At 70.1% G+C, this 17,239-nt stretch carries 15 protein-coding genes; 9 read left to right on the forward strand and 6 right to left on the reverse strand.

What is annotated here, in order from left to right; genetic code table 11:
* Nucleotides 1-41 precede the first annotated feature (41 nt).
* Both ACRWNM_RS33705 and ACRWNM_RS33710 read right to left on the reverse strand, forming a co-directional pair.
* Complete coding sequence (locus ACRWNM_RS33705; protein WP_431972209.1) at nucleotides 42-1,241, reverse strand: sensor histidine kinase; 1,200 nt, start codon at nucleotides 1,239-1,241, stop codon at nucleotides 42-44.
* Nucleotides 1,242-1,304: 63 nt separating this feature from the next.
* Nucleotides 1,305-1,760, reverse strand: a complete 456-nt coding sequence (locus ACRWNM_RS33710; protein WP_431972210.1) for a hypothetical protein — start codon at nucleotides 1,758-1,760, stop codon at nucleotides 1,305-1,307.
* Nucleotides 1,761-1,804: 44 nt separating this feature from the next.
* Between ACRWNM_RS33710 and ACRWNM_RS33715 the strand changes: the two genes are divergently transcribed.
* The 3 genes from ACRWNM_RS33715 to ACRWNM_RS33725 all read left to right on the forward strand — a co-directional run bounded on the left by ACRWNM_RS33715 (nucleotide 1,805) and on the right by ACRWNM_RS33725 (nucleotide 6,293).
* Nucleotides 1,805-1,969 (forward strand): hypothetical protein, encoded by a 165-nt coding sequence (locus ACRWNM_RS33715; protein WP_431972211.1) that lies wholly within the window; start codon nucleotides 1,805-1,807, stop codon nucleotides 1,967-1,969.
* Nucleotides 1,970-2,066: 97 nt separating this feature from the next.
* The gene (dnaE, locus tag ACRWNM_RS33720) at nucleotides 2,067-5,612 is read left to right on the forward strand and encodes a DNA polymerase III subunit alpha (protein ID WP_431972212.1); all 3,546 of its coding nucleotides are present in this window, start codon (nucleotides 2,067-2,069) and stop codon (nucleotides 5,610-5,612) included.
* A 279-nt stretch (nucleotides 5,613-5,891) separates the two neighbouring features.
* Nucleotides 5,892-6,293, forward strand: coding sequence for a hypothetical protein (locus ACRWNM_RS33725; protein ID WP_431972213.1), 402 nt, complete (start codon nucleotides 5,892-5,894; stop codon nucleotides 6,291-6,293).
* A gap of 3 nt (nucleotides 6,294-6,296) precedes the next feature.
* Here ACRWNM_RS33725 and ACRWNM_RS33730 read toward each other — a convergent pair whose 3' ends face one another.
* Nucleotides 6,297-6,857, reverse strand: coding sequence for a class I SAM-dependent methyltransferase (locus ACRWNM_RS33730; protein WP_431972235.1), 561 nt, complete (start codon nucleotides 6,855-6,857; stop codon nucleotides 6,297-6,299).
* A 169-nt stretch (nucleotides 6,858-7,026) separates the two neighbouring features.
* Between ACRWNM_RS33730 and treZ the strand changes: the two genes are divergently transcribed.
* Both treZ and ACRWNM_RS33740 read left to right on the forward strand, forming a co-directional pair.
* Entirely contained in the window at nucleotides 7,027-8,793 is a 1,767-nt protein-coding gene (treZ, locus tag ACRWNM_RS33735; RefSeq protein WP_431972214.1) for a malto-oligosyltrehalose trehalohydrolase, read from the forward strand.
* 65 nt (nucleotides 8,794-8,858) lie between these two features.
* Nucleotides 8,859-10,079, forward strand: a complete 1,221-nt coding sequence (locus ACRWNM_RS33740; protein ID WP_431972215.1) for a serine hydrolase domain-containing protein — start codon at nucleotides 8,859-8,861, stop codon at nucleotides 10,077-10,079.
* A gap of 75 nt (nucleotides 10,080-10,154) precedes the next feature.
* Here the strand turns inward: ACRWNM_RS33740 and ilvA are convergent, their stop codons facing one another.
* Together ilvA and ACRWNM_RS33750 are read right to left on the reverse strand one after the other, a co-directional pair.
* A complete protein-coding gene (ilvA, locus tag ACRWNM_RS33745) occupies nucleotides 10,155-11,489 on the reverse strand; it encodes a threonine ammonia-lyase IlvA (protein WP_431972216.1) in 1,335 nt (444 codons plus the stop codon).
* An 86-nt stretch (nucleotides 11,490-11,575) separates the two neighbouring features.
* Nucleotides 11,576-12,010, reverse strand: a complete 435-nt coding sequence (locus ACRWNM_RS33750; RefSeq protein WP_431972217.1) for a nitroreductase family deazaflavin-dependent oxidoreductase — start codon at nucleotides 12,008-12,010, stop codon at nucleotides 11,576-11,578.
* A gap of 87 nt (nucleotides 12,011-12,097) precedes the next feature.
* Between ACRWNM_RS33750 and ACRWNM_RS33755 the strand changes: the two genes are divergently transcribed.
* Nucleotides 12,098-12,337, forward strand: coding sequence for a hypothetical protein (locus ACRWNM_RS33755; RefSeq protein ID WP_431972218.1), 240 nt, complete (start codon nucleotides 12,098-12,100; stop codon nucleotides 12,335-12,337).
* A gap of 196 nt (nucleotides 12,338-12,533) precedes the next feature.
* On the opposite strand, the gene ACRWNM_RS33760 is transcribed toward ACRWNM_RS33755, so the two are convergent.
* On the reverse strand, nucleotides 12,534-15,239 hold the full coding sequence (locus tag ACRWNM_RS33760) for a helix-turn-helix transcriptional regulator (RefSeq protein ID WP_431972219.1): 2,706 nt from the start codon (nucleotides 15,237-15,239) through the stop codon (nucleotides 12,534-12,536).
* 126 nt (nucleotides 15,240-15,365) lie between these two features.
* Here ACRWNM_RS33760 and ACRWNM_RS33765 point away from each other — a divergent pair, with 126 nt between their 5' ends.
* The 3 genes from ACRWNM_RS33765 to ACRWNM_RS33775 all read left to right on the forward strand — a co-directional run bounded on the left by ACRWNM_RS33765 (nucleotide 15,366) and on the right by ACRWNM_RS33775 (nucleotide 17,185).
* Nucleotides 15,366-15,722: a nuclear transport factor 2 family protein gene (locus ACRWNM_RS33765; RefSeq protein WP_431972220.1), complete on the forward strand. Its 357-nt coding sequence runs from the start codon at nucleotides 15,366-15,368 to the stop codon at nucleotides 15,720-15,722.
* Nucleotides 15,723-15,767: 45 nt separating this feature from the next.
* Nucleotides 15,768-16,190, forward strand: coding sequence for a hypothetical protein (locus tag ACRWNM_RS33770; protein WP_431972221.1), 423 nt, complete (start codon nucleotides 15,768-15,770; stop codon nucleotides 16,188-16,190).
* A 173-nt stretch (nucleotides 16,191-16,363) separates the two neighbouring features.
* Complete coding sequence (locus ACRWNM_RS33775; protein ID WP_431972222.1) at nucleotides 16,364-17,185, forward strand: methyltransferase domain-containing protein; 822 nt, start codon at nucleotides 16,364-16,366, stop codon at nucleotides 17,183-17,185.
* Nucleotides 17,186-17,239 lie beyond the last annotated feature (54 nt).

A 17,239-nucleotide genomic window follows, 5' to 3' on the forward strand; every position in this document is an offset into this window, starting at 1 on the left:
CGTTTCGGATATCCCGACCAGCGGATATCGCGCGGTACGCGTCAGGCGCGCACGCCGGGGCGGAACTTCGGCACCCGCAGGCTGACCTTGGTGCCCGCGCCGGGCGCGGTCTCCACGACCAACCCGTAGTCGTTGCCGAAGGCCGCCCGCAGCCGGTCGTCCACGTTGGCCAGCCCGACGTGCGCGGACTCGCCGGAACCCGCCGGGCCGGAACCGGATTCGATCGCGTCGAGTGCGCCGGAACGCAGCAGGTCCGGATCGATGCCCGCGCCGTCGTCCTCGACGCTGATCAGGCAATCGGTGCCCGCGTCGGTGGCCACGATGGCGATGGTGCCGCCGCCCTGCCTGCCCGCGATGCCGTGCCGCACCGCGTTCTCGACCAGCGGTTGCAGCGCGAGGAAGGGCAGCACGACGCCGAGCACCTCGGGCGCGATCCGCAGCCGCACCTGGAGTGCGTCGCCGAAGCGGGCTCGCTCCAACGCCAGGTAGCGCTCGATGTTGCGCAGTTCGTCGGACAGCACAGTGAATTCGCCTGCGGCGCGGAAGGAGTAGCGGGTGAAGTCGGCGAATTCGAGAATGAGTTCCCTGGCCCGCGCCGGATCGGTGCGCACGAACGAGGCAATGGTGTTGAGCGCGTTGTAGATGAAGTGCGGGCTGATCTGCGCCCGCAGCGCGCGCACCTCGGCGCGGTCCAGCCGGGCTCGGGACGCGTCGAGTTCGGCCAGTTCCAGTTGGCCGCAGGCGTAGCGGGCCACCTCGGCGAGCGCGCCGAGCAGTCCGGGGCCGGGCTTGCCGCTGGTGACCACCCCGAGCGCGCCCGCTGCGCCGCTGTTCTCGATCAGCAGCGGCTGGGCGATCAGCGTCCGCGCGCCGTGCTCGCCCTGGCCGGGACCGGCCACCAGCACCGGCCGTTCGCTCGCGACAGCCCGCCGCGCGGCGTCGGCGAAGGCCTCGACGAGATCGGCGTGCGATCCGTCCCAGGCCAGCACCTCGCCCTCGGCATCGGCGACGCCGAGGGCCGCAGCGCCGGTCAGCGCACGCAGGTGCGGAGCGGCCTCCTGCGCGGACCGGTCGGTGAGCCCGCGGCGCAGCGGCACGGCCGCCAGCGAGGCGGTGTGCAGCGCCGAGTGCACGGCGCGTTCGGCGGGCGTGGTGACGACCCGCCGCGTCCGCAGCCACACCAGCAGAGCGCCGCCCGCCACCAGCGCCGCCGCGACCACGGCGACCGCGGTCGCGGTCACCGGACCACAGCGAATCGACCGATCATGATCCGATTATCGGCCGTGCGGGTGGACGGGTGCGGGTCAGCCTTGGTACTTGGAGACCGTGAAGTTGACGGTTCCCGGCTGGGGAAGGTGCGCCGCGCCCAGCGTGATGGTGGCGGTGAAGTCTCCGACGCCGGGACTGAAGATCGCGGACTTGCCGTCGTTCATCCAGTAGCCGGGGCCGTTGGGCGTGCGCGTCACCGAACCCGTTGCGCCGGTGGCGGTATTGCGCCAGTTCAAAGTCACCGGGAGGCTGCAATTTCCGACGCCCCACATGGTGGAGGCCACGGTGAACGCCGCGGACTCCGGGTAGGCGTCCCCGTTGACCGACGCGTCGATCTGCGCGATGCACAGACCGTTCGTCATCGAGTAGACGGTCACGAACTTGCTGCTCTCGGCCGCGGCGGGCGCGGCGGTGAGGGTGAGCGCGGCCGCGGTGAGCGCGGCGGCGGCCGGAGCAATTACGGCTAACGTGCTGGTCATCTTGGTGATCAACGTGGACACCTCGATCCGATAGTCGCGGATAGTCGGCCCTGCATATGCGGAGGCACACTACCAATACCGAGCGCGCCGTCTGGGCGCTTTCGATCGATCTCGCAGCGCGCGCGCACGCTGTCTCCGGCGCCGTCGCGGACGGCATTTCCCGGCCGATCTGGGCGGCCGATCGCGACGCGCCGGTGATCTTCTTCACGACGCGCCGATGATCATCCTGGCGGCGCGTGCCGGTGCGAAACCTTGTCGCAGGGGGCGCATAGACTCGTTGCTCCAACCCCCGTCGAGACCTTGGGAGGAAGGACTGTCTTGGCCGAGTCCGGATCGTTCGTTCACCTGCACAACCACACCGAGTACTCCATGCTCGACGGCGCGGCCAAGATCTCTCCGCTGTTCACCGAGGCGAAGCGACTCGGGATGACGGCGGTCGGCATGACCGACCACGGCAACATGTACGGCGCGGCCGAGTTCTACAACTCCGCCAAGAAACACGACATCAAGCCGATCATCGGCATCGAGGCCTACATCGCGCCCGCCTCCCGGTTCGACACCAAGCGCGTGCAGTGGGGCGACCCGAGCCAGAAGGGCGACGACGTCTCGGGTTCCGGCGCCTACACCCACATGACGATGGTCGCCGAGACCGCGACCGGCCTGCGCAATCTGTTCAAGCTCTCCTCACTGGCCTCCATCGAGGGACAGCTCGGCAAGTGGGCGCGCATGGACGAGGAGATCATCGCGCAGTACGCCGAGGGCATCATCGCGACCACCGGCTGCCCGTCCGGCGAGGTCCAGACCCGGCTGCGCCTCGGTCACGACCGCGAGGCGCTGGAGGCCGCGGCCAAGTGGCAGGAGATCTTCGGCAAGGAGAATTTCTTCCTCGAGGTGATGGACCACGGCCTGTCCATCGAGCGGCGGGTCCGCGAAGGACTGCTGCACATCGGCAAGCAGCTGGACATTCCGCCGTTGGCCACCAACGACTGTCACTACGTGACGAAGGATCAGTCGGCCAACCACGAGGCGCTGCTGTGCGTGCAGACCGGCAAGACCCTCTCCGATCCGACCCGCTTCAAGTTCGACGGCGACGGCTACTACCTGAAGTCGGCCGACGAGATGCGCGCGCTGTGGGAGGCCGAGGTACCCGGCGCGTGCGACAACACCGTGAGCATCGGCGAGCGGGTGCAGTCCTACGACGACGTGTGGAACTTCAAGGACCGCATGCCGGTGTTCCCGGTGCCGGAGGGCGAGGACCAGGACTCGTGGCTGCGCAAGGAGGTCGACCGTGGCCTCGATCGCCGGTTCCCCTCCGGCGTGCCGCAGGAGTACTACGACCGCGCCTACTTCGAGCTCGACGTCATCCGGCAGAAGGGCTTCCCCGCCTACTTCCTCGTCGTCGGCGACCTCGTCACCCACGCGAAGGAGGTCGGCATCCGCGTCGGCCCCGGCCGTGGTTCGGCGGCCGGTTCGCTGGTCGCCTACGCGCTCGGCATCACCAATATCGACCCGATTCCGCACGGCCTGCTGTTCGAGCGGTTCCTGAACCCCGAGCGGCCCTCCGCGCCCGATATCGATATCGACTTCGACGATCGCCGCCGCGGTGAGATGGTCCGCTACGCCACCGAGAAGTGGGGCAGCGACCGGGTCGCCCAGGTGATCACGTTCGGCACCATCAAGACCAAGGCTGCCATCAAGGACTCCGCGCGAGTCCAGTTCGGCCAGCCCGGTTTCGCGATCGCCGACCAGATCTCCAAGGCGCTGCCGCCGCCGATCATGGCCAAGGACATCCCGCTCTCGGGCATCATGGATCCCGATCACGAGCGGTACAAGGAAGCCGCCGAGGTCCGCGAGCTCATCGGGAACAATCCCGATGTCGCCAAGATCTACGAGACCGCCCGCGGCCTGGAGGGTCTGATTCGCAACGCGGGCGTGCACGCCTGCGCGGTGATCATGTCCTCCGAGCCGCTGATGGACGCGATCCCGGTGTGGCGCCGCCCGCAGGACGGCGCGATCATCACCGGCTGGGACTACCCGTCCTGCGAGGCCATCGGCCTGCTGAAGATGGACTTCCTGGGTCTGCGCAACCTCACCGTCATCGGTGACGCGCTGGACAACATCAGCGCCAACCGCGGCGTCGACCTGGACATGGACAACCTGCCGCTGGACGATCCGGGCACCTACGAATTGCTGTCTCGCGGTGACACTCTCGGCGTCTTCCAGCTCGACGGCGGGCCGATGCGCGACCTGCTGCGCCGCATGCAGCCCACCGGCTTCAACGACATCGTCGCCGTGCTCGCGCTGTACCGCCCCGGCCCGATGGGCATGAACGCGCACAACGACTACGCCGACCGCAAGAACGGCCGCCAGCCGATCAAGCCGATCCACCCGGAGCTCGAGGAACCGCTCAAGGACATCCTGGCCGAGACCTACGGCCTGATCGTCTACCAAGAGCAGATCATGTTCATCGCGCAGAAGGTCGCCTCCTACTCCATGGGCAAGGCCGACGCGCTGCGCAAGGCCATGGGTAAGAAAAAGCTCGAGGTGCTGGAGGCCGAGTACAAGGGCTTCCACGAGGGCATGACCGCGAACGGGTTCTCCGAGGGTGCGGTGAAGGCGCTGTGGGACACCATCCTTCCGTTCGCCGGCTACGCGTTCAACAAGTCGCACGCCGCGGGCTACGGCCTGGTCTCCTTCTGGACCGCCTACCTCAAGGCCAACTACCCGGCCGAATACATGGCGGGCCTGCTCACCTCCGTCGGCGACGACAAGGACAAGGCCGCGGTCTACCTGTCGGACTGCCGCAGGCTCGGCATCACGGTGCTGCCGCCGGACGTCAACGAGTCCGAGCAGAACTTCGCCTCGGTGGGCAAGGACATCCGCTTCGGTCTCGGCGCGGTGCGCAATGTCGGCGCCAACGTGGTGGCCTCGATCATCCAGGCGCGCAAGGAGAAATCGAAGTTCACCGATTTCTCCGACTACCTGAACAAGATCGACGCCATCGCCTGCACCAAGAAGGTCACCGAATCCCTCATCAAGGCGGGCGGTTTCGACTCGCTCGGGCATCCGCGCAAGGGCCTGCTGCTCATCCACTCCGACGCCATCGACGCGGTGATGACCACCAAGAAGGCCGAGGCGATCGGGCAGTTCGACCTGTTCGGCGGTATGGACGCCGACGAGTCGGTGGCCTCGGTGTTCAATGTCGCGGTGCCGGACGAGGAATGGGAGTCCAAGCACAAGCTGGCGCTGGAACGGGAGATGCTCGGCCTCTACGTCTCCGGGCATCCGCTCAACGGCGTGGAGCACGTGCTCGCCGCGCAGGCCGACACCCCGATCCCCACCATTCTCGAAGGCGACGTGAAGGACGGCGCGCAGGTCACCATCGGCGGCATCCTCGCCTCGGTGAACCGGCGCATCAACAAGAACGGCCTGGCCTGGGCCTCGGCCCAGCTGGAAGACCTCACCGGTGGCATCGAGGTGCTGTTCTTCCCGCAGGCGTACTCGGTGTACGGCGCCGACGTGGTCGAGGACGCGGTGGTGCTGGTGAAAGCGCGCGTCTCGGTGCGCGACGACCGAATCTCGTTGATCGCCAACGACCTCGCGGTCCCCGACCTGTCCTCCATCGGCGTGGCCAAGCCGCTCGCGGTGACCATCTCCACCCGCATGTGCACCCCGGACAAGATCGGCGAATTCAAGCGCGTGCTGTCCCGCCACCCCGGCACCTCCGACGTGCACGTCCGCCACGTCGGCGCCCGCGACAAGACCACTCTGCTCAAACTCGACGACAGCCTGCGAGTCTCCCCGTCCTCGGCTCTCTTCGGCGACCTCAAGGCCCTCCTCGGCCCCAGCTGCCTGACCATTTGACCGACGACGGCCGCCGGATCCGCTCCGAGATTCGGCGGCCGCTCGTCGCGAGGCGCCGTCAGTGTGCGCTGCTGACCAGGGCGTCGGTGGGAGGCGCGGTGGTAGTGCGGGACGGCTTGCGGTGCAACTGGTCGACCACAGCACTAAAGGTGTTGTAGATGCTCGCCACCGGCAAAACGGCCGCTGGACCGGTGCTTTAACCGTGTCTTCAGCCGATGACAAGCCGCCGGGGTAAGACTCGGATCGTTCCGAATCCCCTCTCACCACAGGACAACGATCATGGCAGCAATCCTCCGTCCCTTCCGCGCGGCGCTCGTCGCGCTCACCGCTCTCGCGGCCACCCTGGTGTTCGCCGTCGCGGGTGCGGGCGCCGCACAGGCCGGGGTCTACGCGGAAATCGAATTCGCGCCGGGCACCAGCGAGGCCACCCTGGACGGGGCGGTCGTGCGCGGCGACGCCGACAGCTACTTGCTCGAGGCGCGCGGCGGACAGCTGCTGAAGACGGCCATCGTCGCGCTGGAGGACAACGTGAACTTCAGCGTGTCCGCCCCCGACGGACTGGTGCTCGCGGTCGAGGAGACCTGGACCGAGATCGTGCTGCCCTACGACGGCGTGTACCGCGTGCTCGTCGCGCCGACCCGTGGCAACGCCAGCTACACGCTGCACGTCGAAATCCACTAGGGGCTACGGGGAGACAGCGACCCCCAGCGTCAATGCGGCGAGGAACTTCGGTCCCTCGCCGTAGAACACGTCGAGGTCGCGGATCTCGAACCCCGCGGCCTGCACCAGGCCCCTGATGTCACGGTCCAGATTGCAGCCGCCCGCGATCGCCTTTTCGATCGGGTTCAGGCGGTGCTGCCACGCCTGGACCTTGGGATCGGGGGCCAAGCCGTGCTCGACGAAATGCAGGGTCCCGCCCGGTATCAACACCCGGCGCACCTCGGCCAGCGCGGTCGCGACATCCGGAATGGTGCACATCGTCCAGGTCGAGAGCGCGGAGTCGAAGGTGTTGTCCGCGAACGGCAGCGACTGCCCGTCCAGACCGGCCCGCTCGATCGGCACGGTGGCGCGGTCGAGCCGCTTGCGTGCCAGCTTCCAGCCGAGGTCGGCGGGCTCGACCGCGCTGACGGATTCGACGGCCGCCGGGTAGAACGGCACGTTCAGTCCGGAGCCGAAGCCGATCTCGACCACCCGGCCGTGCAGCCCGGCGCAGGCCCGCGAGCGCTGCGGCTCGTTGACCCGCATGCCGCAGGCGAATTCCACGAGCCGGGGCACGACCTGATTCTCGTACAGTCCCACCCGTTCACTCTCGCAGTCCGAGTGCCGGTGCGCCAGTGCCGCTCGGTCGCCGTCCGTAACGCGCCACGGTGGTCGACGGGATGAGGTCGGCGGCCGGGCGTGCGATGCTGGCGCGATGACTGTCTTCGAGGTGTGGGCGCCCGAGGCCGGCGCGGTGCGGCTCGATCTCGACGGCACTGTGCACCCGATGCGTGGCTCGGCCGACGGGTGGTGGCGCGTCGAGCGGGACGCGCCGGACGGGGCGCGGTACGGATACCTGCTCGACGACGATCCGACCGTGCTGCCCGACCCGCGCTCGGCTCGTCAGCCGGACGGCGTGCACGGGCGCTCCGCGGTGCACGCACTGGATCCGAGCGCGTGGACCGACGGCGACTGGACCGGGCGACCGCTGGCGGGCGCGGTCTTCTACGAGCTGCACCTCGGAACGTTCACCCCCGGTGGCACCTTCGACACGGCGATCGAACGCCTGGATCATCTCGTCGACCTCGGCGTCACCGTGGTGGAGCTGATGCCGGTGAACGCCTTCGACGGCACCCACAATTGGGGCTACGACGGCGTGCTCTGGTACGCGGTGCAGGAGAGCTACGGCGGTCCCGACGGCCTGCAACGGTTCGTGAACGCCTGTCACGCGCGCGGGTTGGCGGTCTGCCTGGACGTCGTCTACAACCACCTCGGACCGTCCGGCAATTACCTGCCCCGCTTCGGTCCCTATCTGACCGAGGGCCGCAACACCTGGGGCCGCAGCCTCAACCTGGACGGCCCCGCCTCGGACGAGGTGCGCCGCTTCATCATCGACAACGCGCTGCGCTGGCTGCGCGATTTCCACCTCGACGCACTGCGGCTGGACGCCGTGCACGCGCTGGTCGACCGCACCGCCACCCACCTGCTGGCCGAGCTGGCCGCCGCGACCGAACGCCTGGCCGCGCACGTGCGCAGGCCGCTGACCTTGATCGCGGAAAGCGATCTCAACGATCCGCGCCTGATCACACCGCGCGCGGCGGGCGGCCACGGGCTGGCCGGACAGTGGAACGACGACCTGCACCACGCCGTGCACACCGCGGTCTCCGGTGAGCGGCAGGGCTACTACGCCGATTTCGGCTCGATGGCCTGTCTGGCGCGCACCCTGACGCACGGCTGGTTCCACGCGGGCACATACTCCAGCTTCCGCGGCCGCGTGCACGGCCGTCCGCTCGACCGATCGGTGGTACCCGGTTCGGCGCTGCTCGCCTACACCTGCACCCACGACCAGGTCGGCAACCGGGCGCTCGGCGACCGGCCGAGCGCGTACCTGACCGACGGCCAGCTCGCCGTCAAGGCGGCGCTCGTGCTGTGTTCGCCGTTCACCCCCATGCTGTTCATGGGGGAGGAGTGGGGTGCGCGCACGCCGTTCCAGTTCTTCACTTCGCACACCGACCCGGAGATCGGCGCGGCCACCGCGGCCGGGCGCAAGGACGAGTTCGCCGAGCACGGCTGGCCGAGCGAGGACGTGCCCGATCCGCAGGATCCCGCCACATTTCAACGCTCCAAGCTGGACTGGTCCGAACTCGCCGATCCCGCGCGCGCCAGGCTGCTCGCCTGCTATCGCGCGCTGCTCGCGTTGCGGAGACGACATCCGGATTTGACCGATCCATTGATGTCGCACGTGCGAGTGGACTACGATGAACGGTCCCGATGGCTTGTCCTTCATCGTGGCTCGCTCCGTCTGGTGTGCAACCTGTCGGAAGATCCAGTGCGGGTGCCGGTCACCGGGTTCTCGTTGCTGTCATGGGAGCCGCCGACCGAAGGGCCAACGGGCACAACGATTCCCGCGCACTCGTTCGCGCTGCTCGCCGATTCGCTCGCGACCGCGAAAAGCGCCGTGACCGAACCGAATCCCGGGTAACGGTACGTCAACTGTCCCGGACAGGACCATTGCCCTGGTGTGACCGTCGCCATTACCTTGGAGTGATGAGCAACGTGGCTTCAGTCGGCGGCAGCGCCGCCGCCGAATTCGGACCTCTGGTACGCGCTTTCACCAGAGCGTTCGGACATCGTCGCGGCGCGGGCGGTGCGCTGGCGGTGCATTTGAACGGCGAACCCCTCGTCGACATCTGGGTCGGCGCCGCGGGCGAGCAGGACTGGACCCACGAGACCGGCTCGATCATCTTCTCCGCCACGAAGGGCATCACCGCCACCGTCATCCACCGGCTGGCCGACCGCGGCCTGCTCGACTACAACGCTCCCGTCGCCGAATACTGGCCGGAGTTCGCCGCCAACGGCAAGGGCGGGATCACCGTGCGCCAGGTGATGACGCACAGCGCGGGCCTCTCGGCGCTGGCGCCGATCGCGAAGTCCCCGGACGACATCCTCGACCACGAGCTCATGGAGCGGCGCCTGGCCGCCGCCACACCGGATCGGCTACTCGGCGTGCCGACCTATCACGCGCTCACCTACGGCTGGCTGCTCGCCGGTCTGGCTCGCGGGATCACCGGGAAGAGCATGGGCGAGCTGTTCCGCACCGAGGTGTCCGAGCCGCTCGGCATCGACGGGCTGCACCTGGGTCTGCCGCCTGTCGAGTCCGGCACGGTGTACGCGCCGTTGGCGGGCGGCCAGCTCAGCCTGCTCGGCAAGCCGCTCGGTTCGCTCCTGCTGCGCCGCAGTCACCTCATTCCCGGCGCACTCGGCGCGGTCACCCGCTGCCTGTTCCTGCCAGGGCTGGAAGCCATCCTGGAGGGCGACGGCCCGTCCATCCTGCGCACCGAACTTCCCGCGGGCAACGGCGTCGCCACCGCGTCCGCGCTGGCCACCATGTACGGCGCGGTCGCGAGCGGGCAGGCACCCGACGGACGGCCGTTCCTCTCGCGCGCCACGATCGACGAACTGAGCAAGGTGCGCACATACCGCCTCGATCACGCGCTGTTCTACGCGCCGATGATGTGGCATCTCGGCTACCACTCGCTGCCGATGCCGGGCGCTCGCGGCGGTCTCGGCCACCTCGGACTCGGCGGATCGTTCGGCTGGGTCGAACCGCGGCTCGGCCTCTCGGTCGGCTTCGTGCACAACCGGCTCTCGGTGGGTCAGCTGGGCGTCGACCAGTTCTCGGCCATGTGGCTGCTGCCGCTGATGCTCAACTGCCTGCGCGCCACCCGCCGCGTCACCCTCGACGAGACCCGCGACGCGGCGGCCTGACCGCCCGCGCGATCCGGCCGACGCACCGACCGCTACCCGCCCCGCCCGGTCCGCGAACCGGGCGGGGCGGGAGCGTCAGGTCAGATACCGGTAGGCCGGTGAGCCCGGATCCAGCCGTTCGCACTGGATGGGCGAGGCGGCCATGCGTTCCAGGACGGACTCCAGCCCGTCCGGTGTGCCGAGCTCGATGCCGACCAGCGCCGCCCCGGTCTCCCGGTTGTTGCGCTTGACGTACTCGAACAGCGTGATGTCGTCGTCCGGGCCGAGCACCTCGTTGAGGAAGCGGCGCAGCGCGCCGGGCTCCTGCGGGAAGTCGACGAGGAAGTAGTGCTTGAGCCCGCGGTGCACCAGGGATCGCTCGATGATCTCGCCGTAGCGCGACACGTCGTTGTTGCCGCCCGACACCAGGCACACCACCGTCGAGCCCGGCGGCACGGTGATCTCGGCGAGCGCGGCCACCGCGAGCGCGCCCGCGGGTTCGGCGATGATGCCCTCGTTCTGGTACAGGTCGAGCATGGTGGTGCAGATCGCGCCCTCGTCGACCTGGAGCATGCGGAAAGTGCCTGCGCCGCTACGAGATTCGGACTGGGTCAGCAGAGGCAGCGAGGCGTGCGAGACCACCCGGCCGCCGAAGCCCGCGACCGCGGCGTAGGGCACCGCGCCGATCCTGCGCACCGCGGCGCCGTCGACGAACGGATCGATCTCCGGCAGCGTCACCGGCCCGCCCGCGACCAGCGCCGCGGTCATCGAGGCGGCGCCCGCCGGTTCGGCGCCGAGGATGCCGGTCTTCGGCGCCCGCGCGCGCAGGTAGGTGCCCACGCCCGCCAGGCAGCCGCCGCCGCCCACCGGGACGACCACCAGGTCGGGCGCGGCGCCCAGCTGCTCGAGGATTTCGGCGGCGATGGTGCCCTGCCCTGCGGCGGTGCGCGTGTCGTCGAACGGGGGCACCATGGTCGCGCCGGTGCGTTCGACGTCGGCGGCCGCCGCGCCCGCGGCGGCGTCGTAGGTCTCGCCGACGGCGATCAGCTCGACGAACTCGCCGCCGTGCACCCGGATCCGGTCGCGCTTCTGCTTGGGGGTGGTGGTGGGCACGTAGATGCGGCCGGTGATGCCCATGGCCTTGCACGCGAAGGCGACGCCCTGGGCGTGGTTGCCCGCGCTCGCCGCGACGACGCCCGCGGCGCGCTCCTCGGCGCTCAGCTGGACGATGAGGTTGTAGGCGCCGCGCAGCTTGTAGGAGCGCACGGCCGTGAGGTCCTCGCGCTTCAGGTAGACCTGCGCGCCGGTCAGTTCGGACAGTCGCGGGCTGAGCTGGAGCGGGGTCGGCTCGATAATGTCGGAAATTCGCTTGGCGGCGGCATCGATCTCGTCCGCAGTGAGCGCGGGACGAGAGGAAAACTGCTGATCCATTACATCAAGCGGATTGGACACTCGAAATATGCTGCCACCCGCCGCGACGCGAGGTCGCGGCGGGTGGGGCGGTCGAGGGTCTCGGGTCACCGCGGGGTGAGTACGAAAACGGGGATCTGGCGGGAGGTCTTCGTCTGGTAGTTCGCGTAATCGGGCCACGCTTCGACGGCGCGATCCCACCACAGCTTCTTCTCCTCGCCGAACACCTCGCGCGCGATGTAGTCCTTGGAGACCTCGCCGTCGCGCAGTTCGACATGCGGTTCGGCCTTGACGTTGTGGTACCAGACCGGATGCTTGGGCGCGCCGCCCAGCGAAGCGACCACGGCGTACTCGCCGTCGTGCTCGACTCGCATCAGCGGTGTCTTGCGCAGCTTGCCGGTCTTCGCCCCCTTGGTCGTCAGCAGGACGACTGGCTTGCCCATTATCGACGTGCCCGCGGTACCGCCGGAACCCTCGTAGGTCTCGGCCTGCTTGCGGGCCCAGTCGGACGTGCTCGGTGCGTACTCTCCGGTTAGTGGCATACGACCGGCAACACCGCACCCGCCGCCGGTGTTCCCGACCGGAAATGTTCGGTGGCCCGAAATTCGCCTTCCGTATATCCTGATGCCATGGCAACGGCTCACCCCACCACCGTGGACATCGCGGGTACCGCGTGGCCCGTGTACAAGCTCGAGGCGCTGGCCGCCGGGCTGGTGGCGGGTGTGCTGCTCTTGCTCATCACGGGCGCGCCGCAGGTCGCCGTGCTGGCGGCGGCCGCGATCACGGCGCTGCGCTGGACGCTCGGTTATGTGACAACGCGACGCGACGCCGGGGTGCTCCGGCACCGGCGGGCGCTGTCCGCGCACTAGATCGCGCGACGCCTGTCGCGGCATCCCAGCTCCCGATCGACACCGGATGCTGCCGGTCGAAGCCGTCGATTCGATCCCGGTCGTTTCGCTGTCCGCGTCGCCCGCCCCCTGCACGATCGGTCCGCGTCCGATGATCGGTGTCGGCTGAACGGTCCGTGGCCAGTGCTGGTATCGGCGTCCACTGTCCGTCCGTGGATCACTCCGCGTCCAACGGCAGCGCCGCCAGTTCCCCGCGCGAGACCACCCCCAGCTTCGGATACGCCTTGTACAGGTGATGGCCGACCGTTCGCGGGCTCAGGAACAGCTGCGCCGCGATGTCCCGGTTCGTCATTCCCTGCGCCGCGAGTCGCACGATCTGCAATTCCTGCGGGGTGAGCGCGGCGAGTACTCCCGACCCCGCCCGCGCGGCCGCGCCGACGCCGAGCGCACCGAGTTCGACGCGGGCGCGCTCGGCCCACGGCGCGGCATCCAGGCGTTGGAAGGTCTCCATGGCCGGTTGCAGCTGGGTCCGCGCGTCCACCTTGCGGCGATTGCGACGCAGCCATTCCCCGTAGAGCAATTGCGTGCGGGCGCGCTCGAACGGGCGGCCGCCGAGCTCGAGCGAGGTTCGGAAGTGCTCCTCGGCCCGGTCGTCCGGACCGAGCAGCGCGCGAGCGCGGGCGGCGAGCGCGCCGACCCAGTCCTGCCGCGAGGCCTCGGCCCAGCCGTCGAGGCGATCGAGCGCGTCGCCCGCGCGGGCCGGATCGGCGAGCCGCACCGCGGCTTCCACGAGATCGGGCAGCGAGCGCAGCCCGATGACCATGTGCCGGAACGGTTCCTCGGTCAGCGTCTCGAAACGGGACATGGCGCTGTCCACCCGGCCGAGGCCGAGGTCGAGCAGACCGAGCGCCGCGTGCGCCCAGCTCGCGCCGGGTGCGTCGGCGCCGCCGAACTCCTCGGCCAGTGCGCGGTCGGCCGCCGCACGGCAGGTCGCTTCGTCGCCGCCCAGCGCCGCGAGATAGGCGAGACAGGCGGAAAGCTGACTCACCCAGTGGCCCTGTCCGATGTCCTCGGCGATCCGCGCGCCCTCGGTGGCGACGACCAACGCCTCGCGCGGCCTGCCGAGGAATGTCTCGGCCTCGGCGCGAAAGAACAGCAGCGTCGGGAGCGGGCCGATCCGGCCCTGATCGCGGCAGTCCGCGACGAGATCCGCCGCCAGTTCCGTCACCTGTTCGTCGTGTCCGATCACGAGCCCGACGCCGCACAGCTGTACCAGGTCTCGCGCGTCCACCCCCGTGGCGCGGGCCGCGTCGACCGTCGCGCGCAGCTCGGCGCGAAATCGCCCGTGCACGCCGTCGAGCACGTAACCGGTGGTGTGCGACAGCGAATCGTCCTCGGGCAGCGGCAAGGTCGCGAGGCGCTCGGTGACCTCGCCGAGCTCCTCGTCCCCGAGATACCACGCGGTGTGCACCGCGACGGTCAGGATGCGCGCCGCGAGCAGCGGTTCCCGTCGCGCCGCGTCGGCCGCAGCGACGAGTCGCCGGTGCGCGGGAAGCCGTTTGCCCGCACCGAATTCCGCGAGACCGCGGACCAGGTCGAGCCGGGCGGCCAGCAGCGGGTCGGTGGTCTGCGCCGCGGCGCGCTCGGCCAGCCGGTCGGCCAGTTCGTGCATGCCCGTCTCGCCCGCGGTCTCGGCGGCGAGCACCAGCCTGCCCACCCGCGCCGCGGGATCGGTGCTCAGCGCGGCCGCGCGCTCGTAGGCGGCCACCGCGCCGTGATAGCCGCTGCGGGCGCGCGCCCGGTCCGCCGTGTCGGCCAACGCGGCGGCGACGGCCTCGTCCGGTCCGGTGGCCGCCGAGGCCAGGTGCCAGGCGCGCAGGTCGGCATCCTCCGGCGCGGTGAGCGTCGCGGCCAGCGCGGCGTGCGCCGCGAGCCGCTGGGCCAGCGGCGCGCCCTGGTAGATCGCCGAACGCAGCAGCGGATGACGGAACGTGAGCGCCCGGCCGTCGGTGTGCACCAGCCCGCCGTCCTCGGCCGGTTGCAGGTCCGCGAGGCCCGCCCCAAGCGTCGCCGCCGCGCGCAGCACCGGATCCACCTCGGCCGTACCCGCCGCCGCGGCGACCAGCAGCAGTGTCCTCGTGCCCGCGGGCAGCCTGCTCACCCGGCCGTAGAAGGCGACCTGGAGGCGTTGGGTGAGCGGCAGCGGATTCGGCCCCGCGTCGGCGGACTCGGCGGCCAGCACCGCGGGCAGTTCCCGCAGCGCCAGCGGGTTGCCGCCCGCCTCGGTGAGCAGCCGGTAGCGCAGCGTGGGGGCGAGATCCGGCGTGCCCGCGTCCACCAGCGCGGCGGCCGCGTCCTGGCGCAGCGCGGTGACCTCCAGCTCCGGCAGACCCGGCGCGGGGAAATCGTGCGCGCCCGCCCGGGTCGCGAAGATCATCGCCACGCCCTCCGCGTCCAAGCGGCGCGCCGCGAAGAGCAGGGTCTCCGCGGTCGCGCGGTCCAGCCAGTGCGCGTCGTCGATCAGGCACAGCAGCGGCCCCTCGGCGGCCTCCTCGGCCAAGAGCGAGAGCACCGCGAGACCGATGAGCAGCCGGTCGCCCGGTTCCTGCGCGCCCAGCCCGAACGCGCCACGCAGTGCCGCGCGCTGGCGCTCGGGCAGCGTGTCCACCAGCGCCATACCGGGGCGCACCAGCAGGTGCAGCCCGGCGAAGGGCAGCTCGGCCTCCGACTCGACGCCCGCGCTGCGCACCGACGGAATGCCTTGCGCGGCAGCGTAATCCAGCAGCGCGGTCTTGCCGATGCCGGCCTCGCCGCGCAGCACGAGGACGCCGCTGCGACCCTCCCGAGCGTCGGCGAGCAGTCGATCGATGCGGGCCTGATCGGCCTCGCGTCCGTGCAGCATCCGTTCACCGTAACCGGTCACCGACGGGCGTCACCTACGTCATCGGTCGCCGAAAGTACTGATACGTGACTGATTCGGGGCCCCCTCGCCTCGCCATACCTTGTTCTCACGGCGCAAGACAGCGCAGCAGAAACAAGGGAGAAAACGATGAACGACCTGGTCGCGCAGTACCTGGAGATCTGGAACACCACCGACGCCGCCGCCCGCTCGGCCGCGATCGCCCGGGTGTTCACCGACGAGCCCAGCTACGTCGATCCGCTCATGGCCGTCACCGGCCGCGCGGCGCTGGACGCGGGCATCGCCGCGGTGCAGGCCCAGTTCCCTGGCATGGTGTTCCGGCTGGCCGGACCGGTCGACGGACACCACGACCAGGTGCGTTTCACCTGGGAGCTGGGTCCGGCCGACGGCCAGGCGCTGGTGGTCGGCTTCGACGTCGCGGTACTCGACGAGGGCCGCATCGCGCAGGTGTACGGCTTCCTCGACAAGGTCCCGGCCGTCGCCTGACCCCGCCATTGCTCGCAAAACCCTTATCCAGAAAAGAGATTCGCCATGACCACCACCACCGCCCCCGGCTACCTGTCCACCCTGCTCGCCCCCGGCGACAAGCTGTTGCGTACCTCGTTGCGCCTGGACGCCGTGATCACCGGTGTGAACGGCCTGGCCTACCTGGCGCTGTCGGGTCCGCTGGAGTCGCTGCTCGGCCTCGACAGCCGCCTCGGTATCCCGATCGGCGTCTTCCTGACCCTCTACGGCATCGGCGTCGCTCTGGTCGGGGCGACCGCGTCGATCAACCGCACCGCGGCACGCGCGGTGATCGGCCTGAACGCCGCCTGGGTCGTGGTCAGCCTCGCCGCGCTGATCGAGGGCGCGCTCGACCTGAACGCGGTCGGTTCGGTCTGGACGGTCATGCAGGCCGGGACGGTCGGCGGCTTCGCCGCACTGCAATACCTGGGCCTGCGCAAGGCCCACTGACCGCAAAACCCCTCTCCGACAACACCACACGGCCCCGGCTCCCCGCCGGGGCCGTAGTCGTGAGCCGTCTCTGCACGCAGGCTTCACACGCCTCGCGCAGGTTGCGATCTCTGCGAAGCGCGCCGAAGGTCGGTGCAGGTCGGAGCCGGGTCAAGGGGGGTAGCGTCGGGTGCATGGCACAGGGACCCGTCGAGGCGAACGCCCCTTCCTTTCACGTGGACCGGATCGATGCCGGTCGGATCGACCAGTTGGTCGGGATTCTGGACGTGCAGGCGGAGCTGCCGGGAATCCGGCGGATGCGGGACTGGGCGCACGAGGCGCTGGCGGTGCGGGCGGGGGAGCGGGCCCTCGATATCGGGGCGGGCACGGGGTCGGAGGCGATGGTCTTCGCCGAGCGGGTGGGCGAGGGCGGCGCCGCGGTCGGGCTGGATCCGAACCCGATGATGCTGGCGATCGCCCGGCGGCGGGCCGAGGCGGCCGAATCGGCCGCGCGGTTCGTGCACGGTTCGGTCTATCACCTCCCGTTTCCGGACGCGTCCTTCGATGTCGTCCGCTGCGAGCGCGTCTACCAGCATCTCGACGATCCCGCCGCGGCCACCGCCGAGATCGCCAGGGTGCTGCGGCCCGGCGGCCGCGTCCTGCTGATCGACAGCGACTGGTACACCGCCATCACCCACCCCGGCGATCCGGAGGTCGTGGCCGCTCTGGCCGCCGCGATGCTGGCCGAGACGCCCAACCCCGCGTCCGGCCGGAGGCTGCACGGGCTGCTCGCGGCCGCCGGTTTCGCCGTCGACGACCAGGGATCGGAGGCGGTGGTCTGGGACCCGGTGACGGCGCGGCCGCTCTTCCAGCAGATGAACGAGCAGGCCGTGCAGCAGGGCACGGTCACCCGCCAGGAGTACGACCGATTGATCGCCGATCTCGACGCGGGCATCGCGCGCGGCGACTTCCACTTCTCGGTCACGATGTTCGCGGTACTCGCGCACAAGGCCTAGAGCTTCCGACCGAAGGCGGTCCGCCGACCGCGCACGGCCGGAGCGAAGGCGATT

The organism is Nocardia sp. bgisy134 (assembly GCF_965341865.1).
GTDB lineage: Bacteria > Actinomycetota > Actinomycetes > Mycobacteriales > Mycobacteriaceae > Nocardia.